21 protein-coding genes and 1 riboswitch are annotated in these 21,336 nt (G+C 66.4%); of the genes, 14 read left to right on the top strand and 7 right to left on the bottom strand.

The genetic code is table 11. The annotated features are described in order from the left end of the window. Positions 1-57 precede the first annotated feature (57 nt). On the top strand, positions 58-786 hold the full coding sequence (gene phnF, locus ATO11_RS08370) for a phosphonate metabolism transcriptional regulator PhnF (protein ID WP_050530378.1): 729 nt from the start codon (positions 58-60) through the stop codon (positions 784-786). A gap of 33 nt (positions 787-819) precedes the next feature. Here phnF and ATO11_RS08365 read toward each other — a convergent pair whose 3' ends face one another. From ATO11_RS08365 to ATO11_RS08345, 5 genes are read right to left on the bottom strand one after another with little or no spacing between them, the layout of a single operon-like run. Next, positions 820-1,965, bottom strand: a complete 1,146-nt coding sequence (locus ATO11_RS08365) for an iron-containing alcohol dehydrogenase (protein WP_050530377.1) — start codon at positions 1,963-1,965, stop codon at positions 820-822. Next, positions 1,962-3,212: a Tm-1-like ATP-binding domain-containing protein gene (locus ATO11_RS08360; protein ID WP_050530610.1), complete on the bottom strand. Its 1,251-nt coding sequence runs from the start codon at positions 3,210-3,212 to the stop codon at positions 1,962-1,964. The genes ATO11_RS08365 and ATO11_RS08360 overlap by 4 nt, the downstream gene beginning before the upstream one ends. A 49-nt stretch (positions 3,213-3,261) precedes the next feature. Next, a complete protein-coding gene (locus tag ATO11_RS08355) occupies positions 3,262-4,050 on the bottom strand; it encodes an iron chelate uptake ABC transporter family permease subunit (protein ID WP_050530609.1) in 789 nt (262 codons plus the stop codon). Between the two features lie 2 nt (positions 4,051-4,052). Continuing rightward, positions 4,053-4,811 carry a metal ABC transporter ATP-binding protein gene (locus ATO11_RS08350; RefSeq protein ID WP_050530376.1) on the bottom strand — a complete coding sequence of 253 codons (759 nt, stop codon included), beginning with the start codon at positions 4,809-4,811 and terminating at the stop codon, positions 4,053-4,055. Further along, positions 4,808-5,287 (bottom strand): Fur family transcriptional regulator, encoded by a 480-nt coding sequence (locus ATO11_RS08345; RefSeq protein ID WP_050530375.1) that lies wholly within the window; start codon positions 5,285-5,287, stop codon positions 4,808-4,810. The genes ATO11_RS08350 and ATO11_RS08345 overlap by 4 nt, the downstream gene beginning before the upstream one ends. An 85-nt stretch (positions 5,288-5,372) precedes the next feature. On the opposite strand from ATO11_RS08345, the gene ATO11_RS08340 reads away from it, so the two are divergent. The 13 genes from ATO11_RS08340 to gcvP all read left to right on the top strand — a co-directional run bounded on the left by ATO11_RS08340 (position 5,373) and on the right by gcvP (position 19,724). After that, positions 5,373-6,326: a zinc ABC transporter substrate-binding protein gene (locus ATO11_RS08340; RefSeq protein ID WP_050530374.1), complete on the top strand. Its 954-nt coding sequence runs from the start codon at positions 5,373-5,375 to the stop codon at positions 6,324-6,326. A gap of 308 nt (positions 6,327-6,634) precedes the next feature. Further along, positions 6,635-8,371, top strand: a complete 1,737-nt coding sequence (locus tag ATO11_RS08335; protein WP_050530373.1) for an ABC transporter substrate-binding protein — start codon at positions 6,635-6,637, stop codon at positions 8,369-8,371. 88 nt (positions 8,372-8,459) lie between these two features. Continuing rightward, complete coding sequence (locus ATO11_RS08330; protein WP_050530372.1) at positions 8,460-9,518, top strand: ABC transporter ATP-binding protein; 1,059 nt, start codon at positions 8,460-8,462, stop codon at positions 9,516-9,518. Continuing rightward, positions 9,519-10,589 (top strand): ABC transporter ATP-binding protein, encoded by a 1,071-nt coding sequence (locus tag ATO11_RS08325; protein ID WP_050530371.1) that lies wholly within the window; start codon positions 9,519-9,521, stop codon positions 10,587-10,589. It begins immediately after the preceding gene. Further along, positions 10,586-11,449, top strand: a complete 864-nt coding sequence (locus tag ATO11_RS08320; RefSeq protein ID WP_050530370.1) for a carbohydrate ABC transporter permease — start codon at positions 10,586-10,588, stop codon at positions 11,447-11,449. The genes ATO11_RS08325 and ATO11_RS08320 overlap by 4 nt, the downstream gene beginning before the upstream one ends. Beyond that, entirely contained in the window at positions 11,446-12,243 is a 798-nt protein-coding gene (locus tag ATO11_RS08315; protein WP_050530369.1) for a carbohydrate ABC transporter permease, read from the top strand. Before ATO11_RS08320 ends, ATO11_RS08315 begins: the two co-directional genes overlap by 4 nt. After that, positions 12,243-12,638 (top strand): DUF2160 domain-containing protein, encoded by a 396-nt coding sequence (locus ATO11_RS08310; protein WP_050530368.1) that lies wholly within the window; start codon positions 12,243-12,245, stop codon positions 12,636-12,638. Before ATO11_RS08315 ends, ATO11_RS08310 begins: the two co-directional genes overlap by 1 nt. Positions 12,639-12,732: 94 nt before the next feature. Continuing rightward, the gene (locus ATO11_RS08305; protein ID WP_050530367.1) at positions 12,733-13,128 is read left to right on the top strand and encodes a BlaI/MecI/CopY family transcriptional regulator; all 396 of its coding nucleotides are present in this window, start codon (positions 12,733-12,735) and stop codon (positions 13,126-13,128) included. Further along, entirely contained in the window at positions 13,115-14,245 is a 1,131-nt protein-coding gene (locus ATO11_RS08300; RefSeq protein ID WP_050530366.1) for a M56 family metallopeptidase, read from the top strand. The genes ATO11_RS08305 and ATO11_RS08300 overlap by 14 nt, the downstream gene beginning before the upstream one ends. Positions 14,246-14,297: 52 nt before the next feature. Then, a complete protein-coding gene (locus ATO11_RS08295; protein ID WP_050530365.1) occupies positions 14,298-14,981 on the top strand; it encodes a hypothetical protein in 684 nt (227 codons plus the stop codon). Positions 14,982-15,042: 61 nt separating this feature from the next. Continuing rightward, positions 15,043-15,127: riboswitch (glycine riboswitch) on the top strand. A 157-nt stretch (positions 15,128-15,284) separates the two neighbouring features. Then, positions 15,285-16,412 carry a glycine cleavage system aminomethyltransferase GcvT gene (gene gcvT, locus ATO11_RS08290; protein ID WP_050530364.1) on the top strand — a complete coding sequence of 376 codons (1,128 nt, stop codon included), beginning with the start codon at positions 15,285-15,287 and terminating at the stop codon, positions 16,410-16,412. A gap of 18 nt (positions 16,413-16,430) precedes the next feature. After that, on the top strand, positions 16,431-16,790 hold the full coding sequence (gene gcvH / locus ATO11_RS08285) for a glycine cleavage system protein GcvH (RefSeq protein ID WP_050530363.1): 360 nt from the start codon (positions 16,431-16,433) through the stop codon (positions 16,788-16,790). A 93-nt stretch (positions 16,791-16,883) separates the two neighbouring features. Continuing rightward, positions 16,884-19,724: an aminomethyl-transferring glycine dehydrogenase gene (gcvP, locus tag ATO11_RS08280; protein ID WP_050530362.1), complete on the top strand. Its 2,841-nt coding sequence runs from the start codon at positions 16,884-16,886 to the stop codon at positions 19,722-19,724. Positions 19,725-19,760: 36 nt separating this feature from the next. On the opposite strand, the gene ATO11_RS08275 is transcribed toward gcvP, so the two are convergent. Next, complete coding sequence (locus ATO11_RS08275; RefSeq protein ID WP_050530361.1) at positions 19,761-20,486, bottom strand: SGNH/GDSL hydrolase family protein; 726 nt, start codon at positions 20,484-20,486, stop codon at positions 19,761-19,763. Continuing rightward, the gene (locus ATO11_RS08270) at positions 20,483-21,316 is read right to left on the bottom strand and encodes an inositol monophosphatase family protein (RefSeq protein ID WP_050530360.1); all 834 of its coding nucleotides are present in this window, start codon (positions 21,314-21,316) and stop codon (positions 20,483-20,485) included. Before ATO11_RS08270 ends, ATO11_RS08275 begins: the two co-directional genes overlap by 4 nt. Positions 21,317-21,336: the final 20 nt, after the last annotated feature.

Below are 21,336 nucleotides of genomic sequence, written 5' to 3'. Positions count from 1 at the left end.
CAACTATACATATTCTAGCAGACCCACCGCCCGCGAACACCCCGGAATTTCGGATCCATGAAAGACACGAGCAAACCGCGCCGGACGCCGGTCTGGCAGGCCATCGCCACGGCCCTGCGCATCGACCTGTCCGAAGGGCGGTACATGCCCGGCGACAGGTTGCCGACCGAGGCCGCGCTGGCCGAGCGTTTCGGCGTCAACCGGCACACGGTGCGTCACGCCATGGCACACCTGGTCGAGGAAGGGCTGGTGCGCACCCGTCGCGGGTCGGGCGCGTTCGTGGCGGCCCGGCCGACCGAATACCCGATCAACCGCCGGGTCCGGTTCCACGAAAACCTTCTCGCCGCCGGGCGGCAGCCGGAAAAACGTGTCCTGCAGATCGAAAGGCGGGTGGCGACGCAGGGCGAAGCCTCTGCGCTGGGGATCGGGACGGGCGCGCCCGTCTGCGCCTATCACGGGCTGTCGCTGGCCGACGGCCAGCCGATCGCCCTGTTTCAAAGCCTCTTCCCGCTCGACCGGCTCGCCGGAATCGACGCGGCGCTGCAAGAGACAAGCAGCGTGACCGAGGCGCTTTCACGCGCGGGCGTTGCCGATTACACCCGCGCCTCGACCCGGCTGACGGCTGTGCGGGCGGACGCCACGCAGGCGCTGCATCTGCAGGTTACCGAAGGGGCGCCGCTTCTGCGGTCGACCAGTCTCAACGTCGATGCCAAGACGCGCCCGGTGGAGTATGGACGGACCTATTTCGCGGGCGACCGGGTCACCCTGACCATCGAGGATCGGTGAGACCTGCCGGAAACACGCCCGGACGGGCGGGTGTCACAACACCGCTTCGAACAGGGCGCGGACGTTCTCCTTGGTCAGGGTCACGGGGTTGCCGCCGCAGCTTGGATCGCGCAGCGCGCTGTCTACCAGCCTGTCGAGGTCCGGATCGGTCACGCCAAGCGCGCCAAGCCGTTCCGGGATCCCCAGATCGGCGTTGAACCGGTCGACGAAGGCGCGGAACCCATCGAACCCGCCCTCGATGCCAAGGTATCCGGTGACCGCGTCGAACCGCTCTTGGATCGCCGGGGCGTTCAGGCGCAGGACGGCGGGCATGCAGATGGCGTTCGTCGTCCCGTGATGGGTGTGGTGCTGTGCCCCGACCGGGTGGCTGAGCGCGTGGATCGCGCCCAGCCCCTTCTGGAAGGCCGTCGCGCCCATCATCGCCGCGCTCATCATGTGGCCGCGCGCTTCCAGGTCACTTGGGTTCGCGTAGGCGCGGGGCAGGTTCTCGATCACCAGCCGCATCCCTTCGACCGCGATGCCCTGGCTCATCGGGTGGTAATGCGGGGAAGAGAAGGCCTCCACGCAGTGCGCGAAGGCATCAAGGCCCGTGCCCGCCGTCAGCGCCGGGGGCAGGCCGACGGTCAGTTCGGGATCGCAGATCACGACGCGGGGCAGGATGCGGGGGTGGAAGATGATCTTCTTCTCGGCGCTCTCCGCATTGGTCAGAACGCTTGCGCGCCCGACTTCGGACCCTGTCCCGGCGGTCGTGGGAACCGCGACGATGGGCGCGATGGCCCCGGCATCCGCGCGCGTCCACCAGTCGCCGATATCCTCGAAATCCCAGACCGGGCGCGTCTGCCCGGCCATGAAGGCGATCAGCTTGCCAAGGTCGAGCCCCGATCCCCCGCCGAACGCCACGACGCCGTCATGGCCGCCCGCGCGGTAGGCCTCGATCCCGGCAGAAAGGTTTGCCTCGGTCGGGTTGGGATCGACCTCGGCGAACAGCGCGCGTCCCAGCCCCGCCTGTTCAAGGTGGTCAAGCGCGGCTTGCGTGATCGCCTGGTTGGCCAGCCCGCGATCGGTGACAAGCAGGGGGCGTTTCATCCCGGTCTCGGCACAGGCGGCGGGCAGTTCGGCGATCCGTCCGGCCCCGAACCGGATCGCGGTGGGATAGGACCAGTTGGCGACAAGGGTCATGCGTCTGCTTTCACGTTGGTGGATACCGTGCCATCCGCGACCCATGCGTCGAAGACGGCCAGCGCGGCATCGGCAAAGGCGGCGTGGTTGATATGCGCGTCGACCTCGCTGAAGGCGAGGGGCGGCTGCATGGCGCGGCGCATCTCGTTGGTAAAGGCGGCGAGGCCCTCGGGGTCGTGCGCGGGCTCTCCGGGCTTGTCCCATTCCTCCACCCCGCCAAGCGGCATCAGCACGTGCACCGGCGCGGTGGCGGGGGAGAGGCGGCGGGCGATCTCCCGCGCGGTCTCCCGCCGCTCGTCGGGGGACAGGGCCGAGCTTTTGATCAGGCGGTTATGGGCGTGGAAGGGGCGGTCGGCATAGGCCTCGGGCACGTCCTGCCAGCCCGCGAAGTCGATCAGGTCGAGGCAACCGGGGGCGACGATCTGCGGGATGCCGGCGCGGCCCGCATTGGTCAGCCGGTCCTGCCCGGCATTGACCACGGACCCGGCCATCAGGTTGCCCAGTTCGGGCAGCGCGAAATCCATCACGCAGGCGAACCCGCCCGCCCGCGCGATCCGTTCGAAGGCCATCCCGCCCATGCCGGTGGCGTGAAAGATCGCGACCTCGAACCCGCGGTCTTCCAGCGCCGGTTTGAGGAATTTCATGTAGCGCAGGCAGGATGATCCGAGCGACGTCATTCCGACGACGGGGCGTTCCGCCGCCGGTGCCTCCACCGCCCGCGCGGCGCCCAGCACCGCGCCCGCGGCCTGCGACAGCGACGATTTGCAGATCGCGTTCAGGCCATACAGCCCGCCCGCCCACAGGATCATCTGGATGTCGGGCGACAGGCGGTCGGCCGGGATGATGGGGGAAAACGCGACCGTCGACACAACGTATTTCGGCACGCCCAGCGGCAAGGCCTGGCAGACGTCGAGCGCAAGGTCGGTGCCCATGCTGCCGCCAAGGATCAGGACCCCGTGCATCCGGCCCGCGCGCTGCAATTCGGTGGCAAGTGCGACCGCGCCGCGCGCCATGATCTGCATCGCGTGGTTCTCGTCCCCCGCCGCGATGGCCTCTTCGATGGTGCTGCCCGCGGCGCGGGCCACATCGTGTTTGGAGATGTCGCAGGGGTCTTCCGGGTCGCCCAGAACGCTCACATCCATCGACAGGACGCCGCCGCCCTGCGATGCGATGCGCTCTGCCACGTAGGCCAGTTCGTCGTTCTTGGTGTCGTAGGTGCCGATCACCAGAATCGTGCGGTCCGTCATGTACCCCTCCCTGCGGTGGCGCGGATCGTCCGCCGCGGGCCATGTGGCGTCAAGGGGCGAGGGCACGGAGGCTGCGAGATACCACGAACAGGCCAGCGGCGACGCAGACGATCGACGGCCCCGGCGGCGTGTCGAGCGCGAGCGATAATTGCAGCCCAAGCACCGCCGACGCCGCGCCGATCCCTGCCGCGATCAGCGCCATGCGTTCGGGCGTCGCGGCGAATGGGCGCGCGGCTGCCGCCGGGATCAGCAACAGCGCCACGATCAGCAGCACGCCCACCACCTTGATCGCAACCGCGACGAGACAGGCCAGCGCCAGCGTCAGGGCAAGGCTGTCACGCGGAGGAGAGATCCCGTCGGCCTGCGCGAGGTCGGGATTGAGCGTGATGGTCAGCAACGCGTTCCAGCGCCATGCCAGCAGGGCGGAGATGAGCGCGGCCCCGCCCCAGATCACCGCAAGGTCCCACTGGTTCACGGCAAGGATGTCGCCGAAGAGGTAGGCGGCAAGGTCGACGCGCACACCGGGCACAAGCGCGGCGGCGACGAGGCCAAGCGCAAGGGCCGAATGGGCCAGAACACCCAGCAGCGTGTCGCTGGGCACCTGCCGGCCTGCCAGCGCGGCGACGGCTCCGGCCATGGCGATGGACGCGACAAGCGCGCCGGCAAAGACCGGCAGGTCGGTGGCAAGCGCCAAAGCGACCCCCATCAGCGAGGCATGCGCCGTGGCGTCTCCGAAATAGGCCATGCGCCGCCAGACCACGAAACACCCCACGGGGGCCGCGGCGATGGCAACGCCGATGCCCGCGAGGGTGGCGCGCAGCAGGAAGTCGTCGAACAGGCTCACCCCGCCGCCTCGTCCGACGGTTCGTGATCGTGATCGTGGTGGTGATGGTCGTGATCGTGATCGTGGTCATGCCGGTAAAGCGCCAGCGCCCCCCGCGTGCCCGATCCGAACAGCGCGCGGTACTCCGGGGCGGTCGCCACATGCGCCGGGGCGCCCGCACAGCAGACGTGGCCATTGAGGCAGATCACCCGGTCCGATGCGGCCATGACCACGTGCAATTCGTGGCTGACCATCAGCACGCCTATATTCAGCCGGCGCCGCAGATCGTCCAGTAATTCGTAAAACGCGGCCGATCCAGGCTGGTCGAGGCCCTGCGTCGGTTCGTCGAGGATCAGGATATCCGGGTCGGACCGCAACGCGCGCGCCATCAGGATGCGCTGGAACTGGCCGCCGGACAGGTCGGCCATCTGCCGCCGTTCAAGCCCCGCCGCACCCGCCATGTCGAGCGCCTCGCCAACCGAAAGCCCGCGCCGGACCGGCGACAGCGCCACGAACCGCGCGGCCGTCAGCGGCAGGCTGGGGTCGATATGCAGTTTCTGCGGGACGTAGCCGATGCGCAGGGCCGCGTCGCGCATCACGACGCCGCCGCTTGTCTCGACCGCGCCGATCAGCGCGCGCAGTAGGGTGGACTTGCCGGACCCGTTCGGGCCGACCACGGTCACGATCTCGCCGCGCCCCACTTCCATCGACACGTCGTGCAGCACGCGGTGGCCGTTCAGCGTGACGCTGAGGTTGCGGGCGGCGATCAGGCTCATGCGGGAAGGTCCTGGCAGGAGGGGCAGAGGCCCTGCGCCTCGACCACCGTGCGGTCGATCCGGAACCCCGTGGCCGTCGCCGTTCGCGCCAATGCGCCGGGCGGCAGGGATGTCTTGGCCTCCAGCACGCTGTTGCAGTCGCGGCAGATCAGGAACGCGGGCACGTGCGCCTCGTTCGGGGTGTTGCAGGCGGTGAAGGCGTTCAGCGCCTCGATCCGGTGGGCAAAGCCGTGCGTCACGAGGAAATCGAGCGCGCGGTAGGCCACCGGCGGTTGCGATCCCATCCCTTCCTCGCGCAGGACGTCGAGGATGTCGTAGGCACCCAGCGCGCGGTGTTCGGCCAGCAGCAATTCCAGCACCCGGCGGCGCACGGGCGTCAGTTGCAGGCCTTCGTCGCGGCACCGCTGCTCTGCCGCCGACACGCCGTCAGCGATGCACGTATCGTGGTCATGTTGAGCGAATCCGATCGGGTCCATGCGCCTTCCTCCGGGTTGGGGGTTGATATGTCATAACGTCACGTCTATCAACCATCGTTATGTTACAACATAACATGAGGGTCAGATGAAAGGCACAGCGGTAACACTGGGCGCATTGCTCGTGGCATTCGGGTCGCCTGCGATGGCAGAGGCGCCTCGGGTCGCAACGGACATCCTGCCCGTTCACGGCCTTGTCGCGGCCGTCATGGACGGGGTCGGCACGCCCGGTCTGGTGATCGGGCCGGGCGAGGATCCGCACGGCCACCAGATGCGGCCCTCGCAGGCGGCAAACCTCGCGCGGGCGGACCTTGTCGTCTGGGTCGGCTCTGGCCTGTCGCCCGCGTTCGAAAAGGCAGCGGAGGCGCTTGCCGGAGATGCGGTGTCCCTGTCCCTGTCCGGCGTGCCGGGGGTGGAGCTTCTGGAATTCCGGTCTTCGCACGGACACGACGAAGACGATCATGCTGACGAGGATCCGCATGATGAAAACGATCACGGCGAGGACGACAACGACATGCATGCCGAAGGCGATGCCGACCCTCATGCATGGCTCGACCCCGACAACGCCGTTCTGTGGTCCGCCGCCATTGCCGAGGCCCTCGCCGGGCTCGATCCCGCCAACGCGGACCGCTACCGCGCCAATGCGCGCGAGGTGCAGGCAAAGATCGAAGCGGCCTCGACCGCGCTGGGCGAGCGTATCGCGGGCTTGGGCGACGTGGAAATCGTCGCGTATCACGACGCCTACCAGTACCTCGAAGTGCACTACGATTTCGAGATCGACTCCTCTCTGATCGATGCCGCCGGGGCCGATCCGGGCGCGCGCGGCATCGCCGAAGTCTCGGCTCGGATGCAGGGGGAGACGCCCGTTTGCGTTTTGGCCGAACCGGGGTTCCGCATCGGGCTGATCGACACGGCGCTGGGTGCTGTGCCCTACACGATCGTCGAGCTTGACCCGCTGGGTGCGCATATCCCGCAGGGCCCCGGTTTCTATCCATCGCTCTTGCGCGACTTTGCCGACAGGCTGGGTGCTTGCGGAGGCTGAGGCGCAACTTTGGCGGGAGTGTGGGTGAGGGATTGCCAAATCCGACCGGCCCACGCCTTGCGTGTTGACCGACGTGAAAAGGCCGGGACGACCGGCCTTTTTCCTTTGCGGGCGGTGGCCTGTGGACCCCAAATCGGACTGCTGTTCCACAATGCCGTGAAAATAAGTGATACAAAACAATCGTCTACACGATTGCCGTTTGGTCATTTACACCTCTACTAAAAAATTAGTTTGACAGTTTTCCGCCGATCCGCTTCACTGTTTCGTGACCGGCTCCAACCGGTTTGCACAATCATGGGAGGAGAAAGATGCGGAAGTATCTTGTCCTTGCCCTGACGGCGTCGGCCGTTGCGGCAGGGGGTACAAGCGTGTTCGCTGATGAAGCGGCAGCGCAGAAATGGATCGACAGCGAATTCCAGCCTTCGACCCTTTCGAAAGACGAACAAATGGCCGAGATGAAGTGGTTCATCGACGCGGCCAAGCCTTACGCGGGGATGGAAGTCAACGTCCTCAGCGAAGGCATCCCGACGCACGGGTACGAGTCGGACGTGCTGACCAAGGCGTTCGAGGAAATCACCGGCATCAAGGTCAACCACCAGATCCTCGGCGAGGGTGAGGTGGTGCAGGCCGTCCAGACGCAGATGCAGACGGGCCGGAACCTGTATGACGGCTATGTCAACGACAGCGACCTGATCGGCACGCACTCGCGCCTGCAACTGGCCTACAACCTGACCGAACAGATGGCGGGTGACTGGGCGGCGACGACCTCGCCGACGCTGGATCTGGATGACTTCATGGGCCTCCAGTTCACGACCGGCCCGGACGGCAATCTCTACCAGCTGCCCGACCAGCAGTTCGCGAACCTCTACTGGTTCCGCAAGGACTGGTTCGACCGCGAAGACCTGCAAGCGGCCTTCAAGGAAAAGTACGGCTATGACCTGGGCGTTCCGGTCAACTGGTCGGCCTACGAGGACATCGCCGAATTCTTCTCGAAAGACGTGAAGGAAATCGACGGTGTCGCGATCTATGGCCACATGGATTACGGCAAGCGCGCGCCCGACCTTGGCTGGCGCATGACCGACGCATGGCTGTCGATGGCCGGTGCCGGGTCGAAAGGTGAGCCGAACGGCGTGCCGATCGACGAATGGGGCATCCGTATGGAAGCCGGTTCGTGCAACCCTGCGGGCGCAAGCGTCTCGCGCGGCGGTGCGGCGAACGGCCCCGCGGCGGTCTACGCGATCCGCAAGTGGGACGAATGGCTGCGGAACTACGCGCCTCCGGGTGCGGCGTCCTATGACTTCTACCAGTCGCTGCCCGCACTGGCGCAAGGCAACGTGGCCCAGCAGATCTTCTGGTACACCGCCTTTACCGCCGACATGGTGAAGCCGAAATCCGAAGGCAACAACACCGTCGATGACGATGGCAACCCGCTGTGGCGGATGGCCCCGTCGCCGCACGGCCCCTACTGGGAAAAAGGCCAGAAGGTGGGCTACCAGGACGTGGGATCGTGGACCTTCCTGAAGTCCACACCGTCGGATCGGGCGCAGGCCGCATGGCTTTATGCCCAGTTCGTGACGTCCAAGACGGTCGATGTGAAGAAGTCCCACGTGGGTCTGACCTTCATCCGCGACTCGTCCGTGAACCACGAGTCGTTCACCGAACGCGCGCCCAAACTGGGTGGTCTGGTCGAGTTCTACCGCTCGCCTGACCGGGTGGCATGGTCGCCCACTGGCATCAACGTGCCGGACTATCCCAAGCTGGCGCAAATCTGGTGGCAGCAGATCGGTGACGTGAACTCCGGCGCCTTCACGCCGCAGGAAGCGATGGACCGGCTGGCCGAGGAGATGGACATCACCATGGCCCGGATGCAGCGCGCGGACGAGGCACAGAACGTCTATGGTGGCTGTGGCCCGCGTCTGAACGAAGAGCGCGACGCCGAATACTGGTACGCCAACGGTGGTGCCAAGCCGCCGCTCGACAACGAGAAGCCGCAGGGCGAGACCGTCAACTATGACGAGCTCGTGGCCCGCTGGCAGTCGCAGTAAATCTCCCTTGGGGGCGGCCCGTCCGGTCGCCCCCGATCACGGTTGTAGGGTGGGTGTCGTGCCCACCCTACGTTTGACAGGCCTCCCGATGATCGAACTTCAGAACATCACCAAGCGGGTGGGGCAATTCACCCACATCAAGCCCACGACGCTGACCCTGAAGGCAGGGCATTTCAACGTCCTGCTGGGCGAGACGGGGGCGGGCAAGACCTCCCTCATCAAGCTGATCGCGGGGCTCGACCCGCTGGCCGGCGGCACCATCCGGTTCGATGGCGAGGACGTCACGCGGCTGGGCACGCAGAAACGCCGGATCAGCCTCGTCCACCAATTCTTCGTGAATTATCCGCACATGTCGGTGTTCGAAAACATCGCCTCCCCCCTGCGCGTCGCGGGCATGCCCGAAAGCGAGATCCAGGGCCGGGTCGAGGAAGCCGCCGACATCCTGCAACTGCGCCCCATGCTGGGCCGCCGCCCGTCGGAATTGTCGGGCGGGCAGCAGCAGCGCACGGCGCTGGCGCGCGCCATCGCCAAGGACAGCCGCGCCGTGCTTCTGGACGAGCCGCTGGCGAACCTCGATTACAAGCTGCGCGAGGAATTGCGCGAACAGCTTCCCGAATTGTTCAAGGGCCGTGGTGCGGTCGTGGTCTATGCCACGTCCGAACCCGAAGAGGCGCTGCTGCTGGGCGGCGAGACCGCGCTGATGCAGGACGGACAGGTCGTGCAGTTCGGCCCCACCGCCGACATCTACCGCCAGCCCGCCACGCTGAGCGCGGCGCAGGTCTTTTCCGATCCCCCGATCAACGTGGGCGACGTGGTCAAGGCCGGTGACACGGTGCGCATGGGCGCGGCCACTTGGACGCTGACCGGAGCGGCGGCGGGGCTGGCCGATGGCCCCTACAGCGTCGCGATCCGCCCGCATCACGTCCTGCCGGTGGCCGAGGAAGGCGCGACCGTCCCGCTGGAGGGCGAGGTGATCGTGACCGAGCTTTCAGGCTCCGAGACAAGCGCGCATTTCCGGATGGCCACGGGCGACTGGGTGTCGCTGGCCCCCGGTGTGCATCCCTACAAGGTCGGAGAGGCGCACCGCTTCTACATGGACCCGACCCATTGCTATTTCTTTGCGCCCGACGGGCAGATGGTGGCGTAAATGGCTGAAATCAGGCTGGAACATCTGCGGCATTCCTACATGCCCAACCCGCAGGGCCCCGACGACTACGCCTTGAAAGAGGTCGATGTCACGTGGGAGGACGGCGGCGCCTACGCGTTGCTGGGCCCGTCCGGCTGCGGGAAATCGACGCTTCTGAACATCGTCTCGGGCCTTCTGGCCCCGTCCGAGGGGCGCATCCTGTTCGACGGGCAGGACGTGACCGGCCTGCCGCCCGACAAGCGCAACATCGCGCAGGTGTTCCAGTTCCCGGTGATCTACGACACGATGACCGTGCGCCAGAACCTTGCCTTCCCGCTCAAGAACCGGGGCGTGGCCCCGGCCCGCATCGCCGAGCGCGTGGCCGAGATCGCGGCGATGCTGGAGGTCGAGGACATGCTCGACACCCGCGCCGCGCACCTGTCGCCTGACAACAAGCAGAAGATCTCGATGGGCCGCGGGCTGGTGCGCGACGACGTGAACGTGGTGATGTTCGACGAGCCGCTGACGGTGATCGACCCGCACCTGAAATGGAAACTGCGCTCCAAGCTGAAGGAACTGCACCAGCGCGTCCGCGCCACCATGATCTACGTCACCCACGACCAGACCGAGGCGCTGACATTCGCCGACAAGGTCGTGGTCATGCAGGAGGGCGAGGTGGTGCAGATCGGCACGCCCGTCGAATTGTTCGAACGCCCCGCGCATACCTTCGTCGGCCATTTCATCGGCTCGCCGGGGATGAACATCCTGCCGGGGCGCGTCGATGCGGGCCAAGTGATGCTGGGCGACGTGGCCGTGCCGATGGCAGGCCGCGTGGCGGGTGACGGCGCGGTGGAGATCGGCGTGCGCCCCGAATTCGTGGAACTGGGCGACACCGGCCTGCCCGCCACCGTGGCGCGCGTGTCCGACGTGGGCCGCCACGCGATTGTCGAGGCGCGGCTGGGCGACCTGACCGTAAAGGCCAAGGTCGAAGGCACGCCCCCGCCCGCGGGGACCGACGTGCGGCTCAGCTTCCGGCCCGACCGCACCCGTGCCTACCGCGACGGATGGAACGTGACGGAGGACGCGGCATGAAAACCGAAAACCAGAAGGCATGGTTCTTTGTCCTGCCGGTCCTGCTGCTGGTCGCGTTCAACGCGCTGGTGCCGATCATGACGGTCGTGAACTACTCGGTGCAGGAGACGTTCGGCGACAACCTCTTTTTCTGGCAGGGGCTCGACTGGTTCCAGCAATTGCTGAATTCCGAACGCTTCTATGCCGCCCTTGGACGGCAGTTCCTGTTCACCGGCATCATCCTCGCCATCGAGGTGCCGCTGGGCATCCTGATCGCGCTGTCGATGCCGCGCAAGGGCATCTGGGTGCCCGTCTGCCTTGTCCTGATGGCGCTGCCGATGCTGATCCCGTGGAACGTCGTGGGCGCGATGTGGAACATCTTTGCCCTGCCGAAGATCGGGATGCTGGGCTATTTCCTCAACGACGTGCTCGGCGTGCCCTATGACATGACGCAGAACCCGCTGGCGGCGTGGATCACCATCATCGTGATGGATGTCTGGCACTGGACCTCGCTGGTCGTGCTGCTCAGCTATGCGGGGCTCGTGTCGATCTCGGACGCGTACTACCAGGCGGCGCGGATCGACGGGGCGTCGCGCTGGTCGGTCTTCCGCTACATCGAGTTGCCCAAGATGAAATCGGTCCTGACCATCGCGATCCTTCTGCGGTTCATGGACTCGTTCAACATCTACACCGAACCCTTCGTCCTGACGGGCGGGGGCCCCGGCAACTCGACCACGCTTCTGTCGATCGACCTCGTGAAGATCGCACTGGGGCAGTTTGACCTTGGCCCGGCTGCGGCGATGAGCCTGATCTACTTCGCGATCACGCTGCTGGTCAGCTGGGTCTTCTACTCGCTGATGACGAAGGATGACGCCAAATGAGGGCCAAGCACCTGATCCCCATCGTCTACATCCTGTTCCTGATGTTGCCGATCTACTGGCTGATCGCGATGAGCGTGAAGACCACGAACGAGATCCTCGCGGGGTTCACCCTGTTCCCGCAGGATTTCACGATGGACAACTACGTGAAGATCTTCACCGATCCGACGTGGTATTGGGGCTACATCAACTCGATCATCTACGTGTCGCTGAACACGATCATCTCGATCCTCGTGGCGCTGCCTGCGGCCTATGCCTTTTCGCGCTACCGCTTCCTTGGCGACAAGCAGCTGTTCTTCTGGCTCCTGACGAACCGGATGGCGCCCGCGGCGGTGTTCGCGCTGCCGTTCTTCCAGCTGTATTCGGCGGTGGGCCTGTTCGACACGCACCTTGCCGTGGCGCTGGCGCATACGCTGTTCAATGTGCCGCTAGCGGTCTGGATCCTGGAAGGGTTCATGCGGGGCGTGCCCAAGGAACTGGACGAGACGGCCTATGTCGACGGCTATTCGTTCCCGCATTTCTTCGGCAAGATCTTCCTGCCCAACATCGCGTCGGGCGTGGGCGTGGCGGCGTTCTTCTGCTTCATGTTCAGTTGGGTGGAGTTGCTGCTGGCGAAGACGCTCACCGCGGTGGAGGCCAAGCCCATCGCCGCCACCATGACGCGCACCGCGTCCTCGGCAGGGTACGAACTGGGGCTGCTGGCGGCGGCGGGCACGCTGACGATCATTCCCGGTGCCATCGTGATCTATTTCGTGCGCAACTACATCGCCAAGGGCTTTGCCCTGGGGAGGGTCTGATGAACCGCGTCCTGCCGCTCTTCCTGCTTCTTCCCGCCGGTGCGTCCGCGCAAGGCTGGGGCAACGTGTCGAAACCGGTCGAGGAGAAAGGGTTTTCGTGGACCGATCCGCTGTGGCCCGATTTCTGGATGGCGTGGACGCCCGCCACCTTCGCGCTGTTCTGCGCGATCTTCGGGGCCATGGCGATCCTGACCGTGCTGGAAGTGATGCGCCCCGGCGGGGACGAACGGCGAGGCGCGCTGGGCCTTGTCACGACGCGCGGCGACCGGCTCTTCATCTCGCTTCTCGGCGCGGCGTGGATCTTCATCGTGTGGATGGCGCTGATCGGGATGCCGCTCTGGTGGCCCGTGGGCATCGCCGTCGCGTGGGGCGTGTTCTGCTTCTGGAAGGTCTGACGCCACGCACCATTCGCCACAAAACACTCGCCAAACCGCCCGCGACCTTCTAAACCTTTCGTAGACCAAGCGCAGACAACCAGACCGACACCCGATGCGACGCAAAAAACAAAACGACCTGCTGACGGATGTCGAACTGGAGTTCATGACGGCGCTGTGGTCGCTCGGGGGGGGAGGCGTGCGGGATATCCTGGCGCGCATCGCGCCGGATCGGAACCTGGCCTACACGTCGGCCGCGACGATCATGCGTATCCTGGATGACAAGGGATTTGTCACCAGCACCAAAGAGGGCAAGCAGCTGATCTATGCGCCGGCCCTGTCCAAAGATGCGTACCAGACCCGGTCGCTCCAGAACCTTTCGGCAAAACTGTTCGACAACACGCCCGCCACGCTGGTGGCACGCCTGGTGGATGACGCAGGTCTGAGCCAGGAAAGCCTGGAGGAAATTCGAGCGCTCTTGGACAGGAGACTGGGAGATGCAGACGACTAAGTTTCTCATCGACCTCTACATCGACGCCAACATCCTTCTGGCCGTGGCGTGGATGGTGTGGGCGCTGGCCCGGCTGGCGCTGGATCACGGCGGACTGCGCCACAACTACGCGACGCAGGTCCAGTTCACCCAAGGTTTGATGCTGGCCACGCTGGCCTCGCCTCTGGTCGCGCTCGGCTTTATCGAGCTGGGCGCGCGGCTGGTGCCCGGCCAGTCGCTGACCGCCTCGGACCTTGTTCTGGCGCAATTCCTCGACGGGCGGATCGGGATGGAGGCTGTTCAGTTCCAGGCCCTCCTCGAAATCCGGCCATGGATCGTGCAGGAGCTGGCCGCCGCACAAAGCCCGCTGGCGGTGTCGCTCTGGGCGGCCTTCGGCGCGGGTTTCGCGCTGGCGCTGGCCCGCACCGTCTGGCGGATCGGCGCGCTGCGGCGGCTGGTGGCGGAGGCCTTCGTCCTGCGCCGCGCGCCCGGCCTCGACATCCGTATCAGCGACGACACGACCGTTCCCTTCTCGACCCGCGGCCTGCGGCGGCGGCACGTGGTGCTGCCCGCGACGCTGGTCGCCGACAGCACCGCGATGAAGATCGCGCTGGCCCATGAAATGCAGCACATGCGCCGGGCCGACGTGGAATGGGAGGTTGCGCTTGAGCTTCTGCGCCCGCTGTTCTTCTGGAACCCGTTCTTCGGGCTGTGGAAGCGCGGTCTTGACCGGTTGCGCGAATTGTCGGTCGACCAGGCGCTGATGCGGCGCGGGCGGATCACGCCGCGTGCCTATGCCAACTGCCTTCTGTCGGTCTGCAAGGCGAGCCTGAACGCACGCGGCCAGATCAGCCCGATGACGGCGCGGGTGCCGTTCCTCGGCATCTCCCGCGCGCTGGCCGGACGGCGCAACATCCGCGTCCTGCGCCATCGGATCACCGCCATGTCGGTGCGCCCGGCGGACCGCGCCGGGCTGGTCTGGGTCTGGGCGCCCATCGTGGTCACCGCGATCGTGATCGGGGCAGGCGCCGCGACGCTGAAAAAGCCCGGCGACTGGAGCCAGGACCGCCTGATGCTGTCGACCATCGTGAACCTCGAGCGCATGGAAAGCCGCAACACCTCGCCCGCCGGGTTCTGAAACCACCGCGCTTGTCATTTGCATTCCCGGTGCGCGCGGATAGCCTGCGCGCATGGCATTGCGTTTGGTCCTTTCCTGTCTGCTCTTGCTGGTCGCCGCCTCCTGCGGTCGCCCGCTGACCGAGGCCGAAAGCCGTTTCGCCCGCGCCATCCACGGTGACCAGGTCGACCTTCGCCGCGTCCGGCTTGTGAACAACGCGCCCGTGCGGGCCTACACGTTCCGCATCCCGAAACGGCCGCGCGTCACCTGCCAGGAACGCATCTTCCCGCCGCCGCAGACCGACATCCTGACCGGCGCCCCGGCTGCCGTGGTCCTGTTCAACCGGATCTATTTCAACCGCGATTTCTGGCTGGACGAGTACGTGCCCGACTACCCCGAACGACTGCACCTGTTCGAAGCGATGTTGCTGGGGCACGAACTGACCCATGTCTGGCAATGGCAGAACCGCGCGCGGACGGGCTACCACCCGCTCAAGGCCGCGCGGGAACACGGGGCCAGCGACGATCCCTACCTGTTCGATCCCGACACGCCGCGCGCCTTCCTCGATTTCGGGTATGAACAGCAGGGCGCCATCGTCGAGGAATACATCTGCTGTTCGGCGCTTGACCCCGATGCGCCCCGCACGGCGCGGCTGCACCAGATGATCGCGCAGGAATTCCCCATCTCGCGCCTGCCGCGCGTCGACACGATCCTGCCGTGGAACGGCGCGCGGGTGGACGGCATCTGCCGTCGGTGAATTTCGCGGTGTTTCCGATGGGAAACACTTGACGCGGTGCACCATTGTACGCAATCAGTGACTCGTTGGAACGGGAGAAGGGCAGCCGCCCTGCCGAAGGAGCAACCGCCCCGGAAACTCTCAGGCCCAAGGACCGATCCGACACGACACACTCTGGAGAGTATCCGCGCCTGCGCGGGTCGCCGAAGGGATAGCGATCTCAGGCAAAAGGACAGAGGGGGCATCTGTACGGCGCACCCGCGTGTGCCGCTGGCAGGTGCCGGACGTATTCCACGGACCCGGCAGGAACGAACCGGAGGGCCGATGGGCGACACAGACAACGATCTCAGGCGCACGCCGCTTTACGACCTGCATGTCGCCCGCGGCGCGCGCATGGTGCCGTTCGCGGGCTGGGAGATGCCCGTGCAGTACGAAGGCGTGATGGCCGAACACAACGCCACGCGCGACGGTGCCGGGCTGTTCGAAGTGAGCCACATGGGGCAGGTGATCCTGCGCGGTGAAGGCGTGGCGGAGGCGTTCGAGGCGCTGGTACCGCAGGATATCGTCGGGCTGGCCGAGGGCCGCCAGCGATACGCGTTCTTCACCAACGATGCCGGCGGGATCGAGGATGACCTGATGGTCGCCAACCGGGGCGATCACCTCTACGTCGTGGTGAATGCGGCCTGTGTCGAGGCCGACGTCGCGCGCATGCGCGCCGCGCTGGAGCCCAAGGGCATCCACGTCAAACACGTCACCACCCGCGCGCTGATCGCGCTGCAGGGTCCGGGGGCCGAGGCGGTTCTGGCCGACCTGAACGAGGACGTGGCCGCGATGCGGTTCCTCGACGTCGGCACTCACGCGCTGGCCGGTGCCGAGTGCTGGGTGTCGCGGTCGGGATATACCGGCGAGGATGGCTACGAAATCTCGGTCCCCGAAGCGGCGGCGGAACTTCTGGTGACCACGCTTCTCGGCAAACCGGGTGTCAGCCTCGTGGGGCTGGGAGCGCGCGACTCGCTGCGGCTGGAGGCGGGCCTGTGCCTCTATGGTCAGGACATCGATTCCACCACCAGCCCGGTCGAGGCCGGCCTGTCATGGGCCATCCAGAAGGCCCGCCGGACGGGTGGCGCGCGGGAAGGGGGCTTTCCGGGTGCTGACCGCATCCTCACCGAACTGGACAAAGGCGCAAGCCGCCACCGCGTGGGGCTGATGCCCGAAGGCCGCGCGCCGATGCGCACGGGCGTTGCGCTGTTCGACGCCGAAACAGGCGGCGCGCAGGTGGGCGAGGTCACCTCCGGCTCCTTCGGCCCGACGGTCGGCGGGCCGGTTGCCATGGGATACGTCACCGATGCCGCGGCCCGCAAAGGCACGCGGCTCTGGGGCGAGGTACGGGGAAAACGCATGGCGGTCACGGTCAGTGACCTGCCCTTCGTCCCCGCAGGGTTCAAACGATAAAAAAACCGGGAGAGATCCATGAAATTCACCGAAGAACACGAATGGCTGCGCGAGGAAGACGGCGTGATCGTCGTCGGCATCACCGAACATGCCAGCGAGCAACTGGGCGACATCGTCTTTGTCGAACTTCCCGAGGAAGGCACCGAGGTCAGCAAGGATGACGAGGTCGTGGTGATCGAGTCGGTCAAGGCCGCGTCCGACATCCTCGCCCCCATCGACGGGGAGATCGTCGAGGTGAACGAGGCGCTGGTCGACGAGCCCGGCAAGGTCAACGACGACCCGATGGGCGATGCGTGGTTCTTCAAGATGAAACCCGCCGATCCGTCCCAGATGGACGATATGATGGACGAAGCCGCCTACAAGAAATTCATCGGGTGATCCGGGGCGGCTGACCCCGGATTTACATATTTGTGAAGAGAAGAAGCAGGGATGTGGCGCACCGCGTCCACCCCGCGATAAACGGAGATCGCCATGCCGTTCACGCCCACCGATTACCTGCCCTACGACTTTGCCAACCGGCGTCATATCGGGCCGTCTCCGGCCGAGATGGCCGAGATGCTGGCCGTGGTCGGCGCCTCGTCGCTGGAGTCCCTGATCGATGAAACGGTGCCCGCCGACATCCGGCAGGAGAAGCCGCTGGATTTCGGCAAGGCGCTGAGCGAGCGGGAGCTTTTGCATTACATGCGGGTGGTGGCGTCGAAGAACCGGGTGCTGACCTCGCTGATCGGGCAGGGGTATCACGGGACGGTCACGCCCCCAGCGATCCAGCGCAACATCCTTGAAAACCCGGCATGGTACACGGCCTATACGCCCTACCAGCCCGAGATCAGCCAAGGGCGGCTTGAGGCGCTGTTGAACTTCCAGACGATGGTCTGCGACCTGACCGGGCTGGAGATCGCCAACGCCTCGCTTCTGGACGAGGCGACCGCCTGTGCCGAGGCAATGACCATGGCGCAGCGGGTGGCCAAGTCGAAGGCGACGGCGTTCTTCGTGGATGAAAACTGCCATCCCCAGAACATCGCCGTGATGCGGACCCGCGCGGCACCCCTGGGGATCGAGGTGATCGTGGGCGCGCCCGAGAACATGGCAGCCGAGGCCGTGTTCGGCGCGATCTTCCAGTATCCCGGCACGCATGGGCAGGTGCGCGATTTCACCAACCAGATGGCGGCGCTGCATGATGCCAAGGCGGTGGGGATCGTGTCGGCCGATCCGCTGGCGCTGACGCTGCTGAAAGAGCCGGGCGCGATGGGGGCGGACATCGCCGTGGGGTCGACCCAACGGTTCGGCGTGCCGGTGGGCTATGGTGGCCCGCATGCCGCCTACATGGCGTGCCGCGACGCCTACAAGCGCGCGATGCCGGGGCGGATCGTGGGGGTCAGCGTCGACAGCCACGGCAACAAGGCCTACCGGCTGTCGCTGCAGACCCGCGAGCAGCATATCCGGCGCGAAAAGGCGACGTCGAATGTCTGCACGGCGCAGGCGTTGCTGGCCGTGATGGCGGGGTTCTACGCGGTGTTCCATGGCCCCGAGGGGCTGAAAGCCATCGCGCAACGCATCCATCGCAAGACCGCGCGGCTGGCCGAGGGGCTGAAACAGGGTGGGTTCGACGTGCGGCCCGCGACCTTCTTCGACACGATCACGGTTGAGGTCGGGCCACTGCAGCAGGCGGTTCTGAAATCGGCGGTGGACGAGGGCATCAACCTGCGCGCGGTGGGTGACACGCGGGTCGGCATCACGCTGGACGAACGCACCCGGCCCGCGACCATCGAAGCGGTCTGGCGTGCCTTCGGGATCACCCGCGAGGACAAGGATTACACCCCGCATTACCACATGCCGGAAAAGATGATCCGCACCAGCGACTTCCTCACGCATCCGGTCTTCCACATGAACCGGGCCGAGACCGAGATGATGCGCTACATGCGCCGGCTTGCGGACCGCGACCTGGCGCTCGACCGCGCGATGATCCCGCTTGGGTCCTGCACGATGAAGCTGAATTCCGCGGCGGAAATGATGCCGATTTCGTGGCGCGAGTTTTCGCTGCTGCACCCCTATTGCCCCGCGGACCAGGCCGAGGGCTACAACCACATGATCCACGACCTGTCGGCCAAGCTGTGCACGATCACCGGCTACGACGCGATCTCGATGCAGCCGAATTCGGGCGCGCAGGGCGAATATGCGGGGCTGTTGACGATTGCCGCCTATCACCGCGCGAACGGGCAGGACGGGCGCAACATCTGCCTGATCCCGGTCAACGCGCATGGCACCAACCCGGCCTCCGCCCAGATGGTCGGGTGGAAGGTCGTGCCGGTGAAATGCGATGCGAACGGGTCGATCGACCTCGACGATTTCCGCGCCAAGGCCGAACAGCACAGCGATGCGCTGGCGGGCACGATGATCACCTATCCCTCGACCCACGGGGTGTTCGAGGAAACGGTGAAGGAGGTCTGCGCGATCACCCATGAACATGGCGGGCAGGTCTATATCGACGGAGCCAACATGAATGCGATGGTTGGCCTGTCGCGGCCCGGTGACCTGGGCGGCGACGTGAGCCACCTCAACCTGCACAAGACCTTCTGCATCCCGCATGGTGGAGGCGGGCCCGGCATGGGGCCGATTGGAGTGAAGGCGCACCTTGTGCCGCACCTGCCCGGCGATCCGAACGGGGGCGAGGGCGCGGTGTCTGCGGCGGCGTTCGGCTCGCCCTCGCTGTTGCCGATCTCTTGGGCCTATTGCCTGATGATGGGCGGCAAGGGGCTGACGCAGGCGACGCGCGTGGCGATCCTGAACGCCAATTACATCGCGGACCGGCTGAAGGGGGCGTATGATGTTCTGTATCGCGGCTCGAAGGGCCGGGTGGCGCATGAATGCATCCTCGACGTGCGGCCCTTTGCCGACAGCGCGGGCGTGACGGTGGAGGATATCGCCAAGCGCCTGATCGACAGCGGGTTCCACGCGCCGACGATGTCGTGGCCGGTGGCGGGGACGCTGATGGTGGAGCCGACCGAGAGCGAGACCAAGGCGGAGCTGGACCGCTTCTGCGACGCGATGCTGTCGATCCGCGAGGAGATCCGCGCCATCGAGAATGGCGGCGATGCCGAGAACAACGCGCTGAAGAACGCACCGCACACGATGGAGGATCTGGTGCGCGACTGGGACCGTCCCTATACGCGCGAGCAGGGGTGTTTCCCGCCGGGCGCGTTCCGGGTCGACAAGTATTGGCCGCCGGTCAACCGGGTCGACAATGCCTATGGCGACCGGAACCTGATCTGCATCTGTCCGCCGATGGAGGAGTATGCCGAGGCGGCGGAATAGCCGCTCATCGGGCCTGATGGGCCGCCTCGCGGTGGCTCAGATGCGTCCAGCGGCGCGGTCCGAGCGGATGATCCCGGCCAGGTGCCGCGCCCATCCGGCGTAGATGCCGGGGCCGGGATGGAAGCCGTCGGGGGACATGTCCTCAACCACCATGTCGAACTCGAACGGTACGTGCCGGGCCAGCGGATGGTCCCGGCACAGGTCGGCGAGCGTTGCATCGAAGGCCGCTGCTTGCCGTCCCAGCACCCAGCGCAGGGGTTCGGGCAAGAGCGGGAAATGCGCCACCGGGGGCAGGCCGCAGGCATAGACGCGCCGCGCGCCCAATTGCCCCAGCCGGTCGTAAAGCGCCGCCTGCCGGTCGCGCCATTGGCCCCGCGTCGTCAGCTTGGTCACGTCGTTCACCCCCAGCGCCGTCACCGCGATGTCGACGGGACCCGGCGGGTCGGTGTCGAGCCAGTCGAGGACATCCCCCGTCCGCGCGCCCGTCTGCGCGATCAGCCGCCAGTCGGTCGGGATGTCGGGCAGAAGGTGCGCGGGCAGCAGATGGCTCAGCGCCTGTTCCTGATGCTCGCACCCGATGCCCGCGGCGGAACTGTCCCCGATGATCAGCAGTCGCAAGCCGCCCTTTTTGCCGCCGGATCGCGGGCCCGGCGGCTCGTCCAGTATCTGCGCCGTGCGGCGCACGCTCAGGGCCTGCGCCACCAGAACCGGGAACAGGACCGCCCGCAAAGGCCAGTCGATAAGGGGGGTAGCGCGGCTCATGGATCGAGCAGGAACTCCAGCCGCCCGGCCACGTCCTGCCAGACCTCTTCGGACCGCGCGCAGAGCAGGTAGCCGCTGCGCAGATCCGCCCGGTAGGCACTGCCGTCGAGCATCCGCGCGACCCCGCCGGCACGGGCGACGATCAGCGCGCCCGCCGCGTGATCCCACGGCGTCAGCCGGGCCGACAGCATGAAATCGACATGCCCCTGCGCCATCAGGCGGAATTCGTGGCAGGAACAGCGCAGGTTCAGAACGCGGTTGAAGCCCGGATAGGTCGCGGCCATCGCCGCGCGCTTGTCCTCGGGCAAGAGGTTCAGCGGCAGGAAGCCGGTCAGGCCGGGGATCGGCGTCGGGTCGATTGTCAACTCGCGCGTCCTGCCGTCGGCGGTGACATAGGTTGCCGGACCATCCGCGCTGGCGGTGATCGCGTCGTCGAAATTCGGATCGTAGAGCGCGCCGAATACCGGTTGCGCCCGCACGTTGGCTGACAGGATCACCCCGTAGGTTGCGAGGCCATGTGCGAAATTCCACGTCCCGTCGACCGGGTCGATGACAAAGGCCAGGTCGGCGTCGGGCAAGCGGTCGCGCAGGGCGGGATCGGCGGAAATCGCCTCTTCCCCCATCACGACCGCCTCGGGCCACGCGGCCTGCAACGCCGCCGTTATCGCCCGTTCGGCGCCCGTGTCGGCCTCGGTCACAAGGTCGTCATGGGTTGTCTTGGTGTCGATCTGGGACGCCTCCAGTGCGCGGAACCGGGGCAGGATCTCGGCCCGCGCGGCTTCGCGCAGGATCGACAGGAGGCGGGGCGTTTCGGCGTCAGTGATCGGCATGGAGCCTACCTGCCCGGTTT

It is taken from the genome of Pseudaestuariivita atlantica (assembly GCF_001205715.1).
Lineage (GTDB): Bacteria > Pseudomonadota > Alphaproteobacteria > Rhodobacterales > Rhodobacteraceae > Pseudaestuariivita > Pseudaestuariivita atlantica.
This window is presented reverse-complemented; position numbering and strand designations above follow the sequence as displayed.

Excerpts from the sequence above, each read along its gene's own strand:
- ATO11_RS08305 (WP_050530367.1), top strand. The coding sequence starts at position 12,733 with ATGCGACGCAAAAAACAAAACGACCTGCTGACGGATGTCGAACTGGAG.
- ATO11_RS08330 (WP_050530372.1), top strand. The coding sequence starts at position 8,460 with ATGATCGAACTTCAGAACATCACCAAGCGGGTGGGGCAATTCACCCAC.
- ATO11_RS08360 (WP_050530610.1), bottom strand. The coding sequence starts at position 3,212 with ATGACGGACCGCACGATTCTGGTGATCGGCACCTACGACACCAAGAAC.
- gcvH (WP_050530363.1), top strand. The coding sequence starts at position 16,431 with ATGAAATTCACCGAAGAACACGAATGGCTGCGCGAGGAAGACGGCGTG.
- ATO11_RS08310 (WP_050530368.1), top strand. The coding sequence starts at position 12,243 with ATGAACCGCGTCCTGCCGCTCTTCCTGCTTCTTCCCGCCGGTGCGTCC.
- gcvP (WP_050530362.1), top strand. The coding sequence starts at position 16,884 with ATGCCGTTCACGCCCACCGATTACCTGCCCTACGACTTTGCCAACCGG.
- ATO11_RS08350 (WP_050530376.1), bottom strand. The coding sequence starts at position 4,811 with ATGAGCCTGATCGCCGCCCGCAACCTCAGCGTCACGCTGAACGGCCAC.
- ATO11_RS08270 (WP_050530360.1), bottom strand. The coding sequence starts at position 21,316 with ATGCCGATCACTGACGCCGAAACGCCCCGCCTCCTGTCGATCCTGCGC.
- ATO11_RS08365 (WP_050530377.1), bottom strand. The coding sequence starts at position 1,965 with ATGACCCTTGTCGCCAACTGGTCCTATCCCACCGCGATCCGGTTCGGG.
- ATO11_RS08335 (WP_050530373.1), top strand. The coding sequence starts at position 6,635 with ATGCGGAAGTATCTTGTCCTTGCCCTGACGGCGTCGGCCGTTGCGGCA.
- gcvT (WP_050530364.1), top strand. The coding sequence starts at position 15,285 with ATGGGCGACACAGACAACGATCTCAGGCGCACGCCGCTTTACGACCTG.
- ATO11_RS08295 (WP_050530365.1), top strand. The coding sequence starts at position 14,298 with ATGGCATTGCGTTTGGTCCTTTCCTGTCTGCTCTTGCTGGTCGCCGCC.
- ATO11_RS08300 (WP_050530366.1), top strand. The coding sequence starts at position 13,115 with ATGCAGACGACTAAGTTTCTCATCGACCTCTACATCGACGCCAACATC.
- ATO11_RS08340 (WP_050530374.1), top strand. The coding sequence starts at position 5,373 with ATGAAAGGCACAGCGGTAACACTGGGCGCATTGCTCGTGGCATTCGGG.
- ATO11_RS08325 (WP_050530371.1), top strand. The coding sequence starts at position 9,519 with ATGGCTGAAATCAGGCTGGAACATCTGCGGCATTCCTACATGCCCAAC.
- ATO11_RS08315 (WP_050530369.1), top strand. The coding sequence starts at position 11,446 with ATGAGGGCCAAGCACCTGATCCCCATCGTCTACATCCTGTTCCTGATG.
- ATO11_RS08275 (WP_050530361.1), bottom strand. The coding sequence starts at position 20,486 with ATGAGCCGCGCTACCCCCCTTATCGACTGGCCTTTGCGGGCGGTCCTG.
- ATO11_RS08320 (WP_050530370.1), top strand. The coding sequence starts at position 10,586 with ATGAAAACCGAAAACCAGAAGGCATGGTTCTTTGTCCTGCCGGTCCTG.
- ATO11_RS08345 (WP_050530375.1), bottom strand. The coding sequence starts at position 5,287 with ATGGACCCGATCGGATTCGCTCAACATGACCACGATACGTGCATCGCT.
- phnF (WP_050530378.1), top strand. The coding sequence starts at position 58 with ATGAAAGACACGAGCAAACCGCGCCGGACGCCGGTCTGGCAGGCCATC.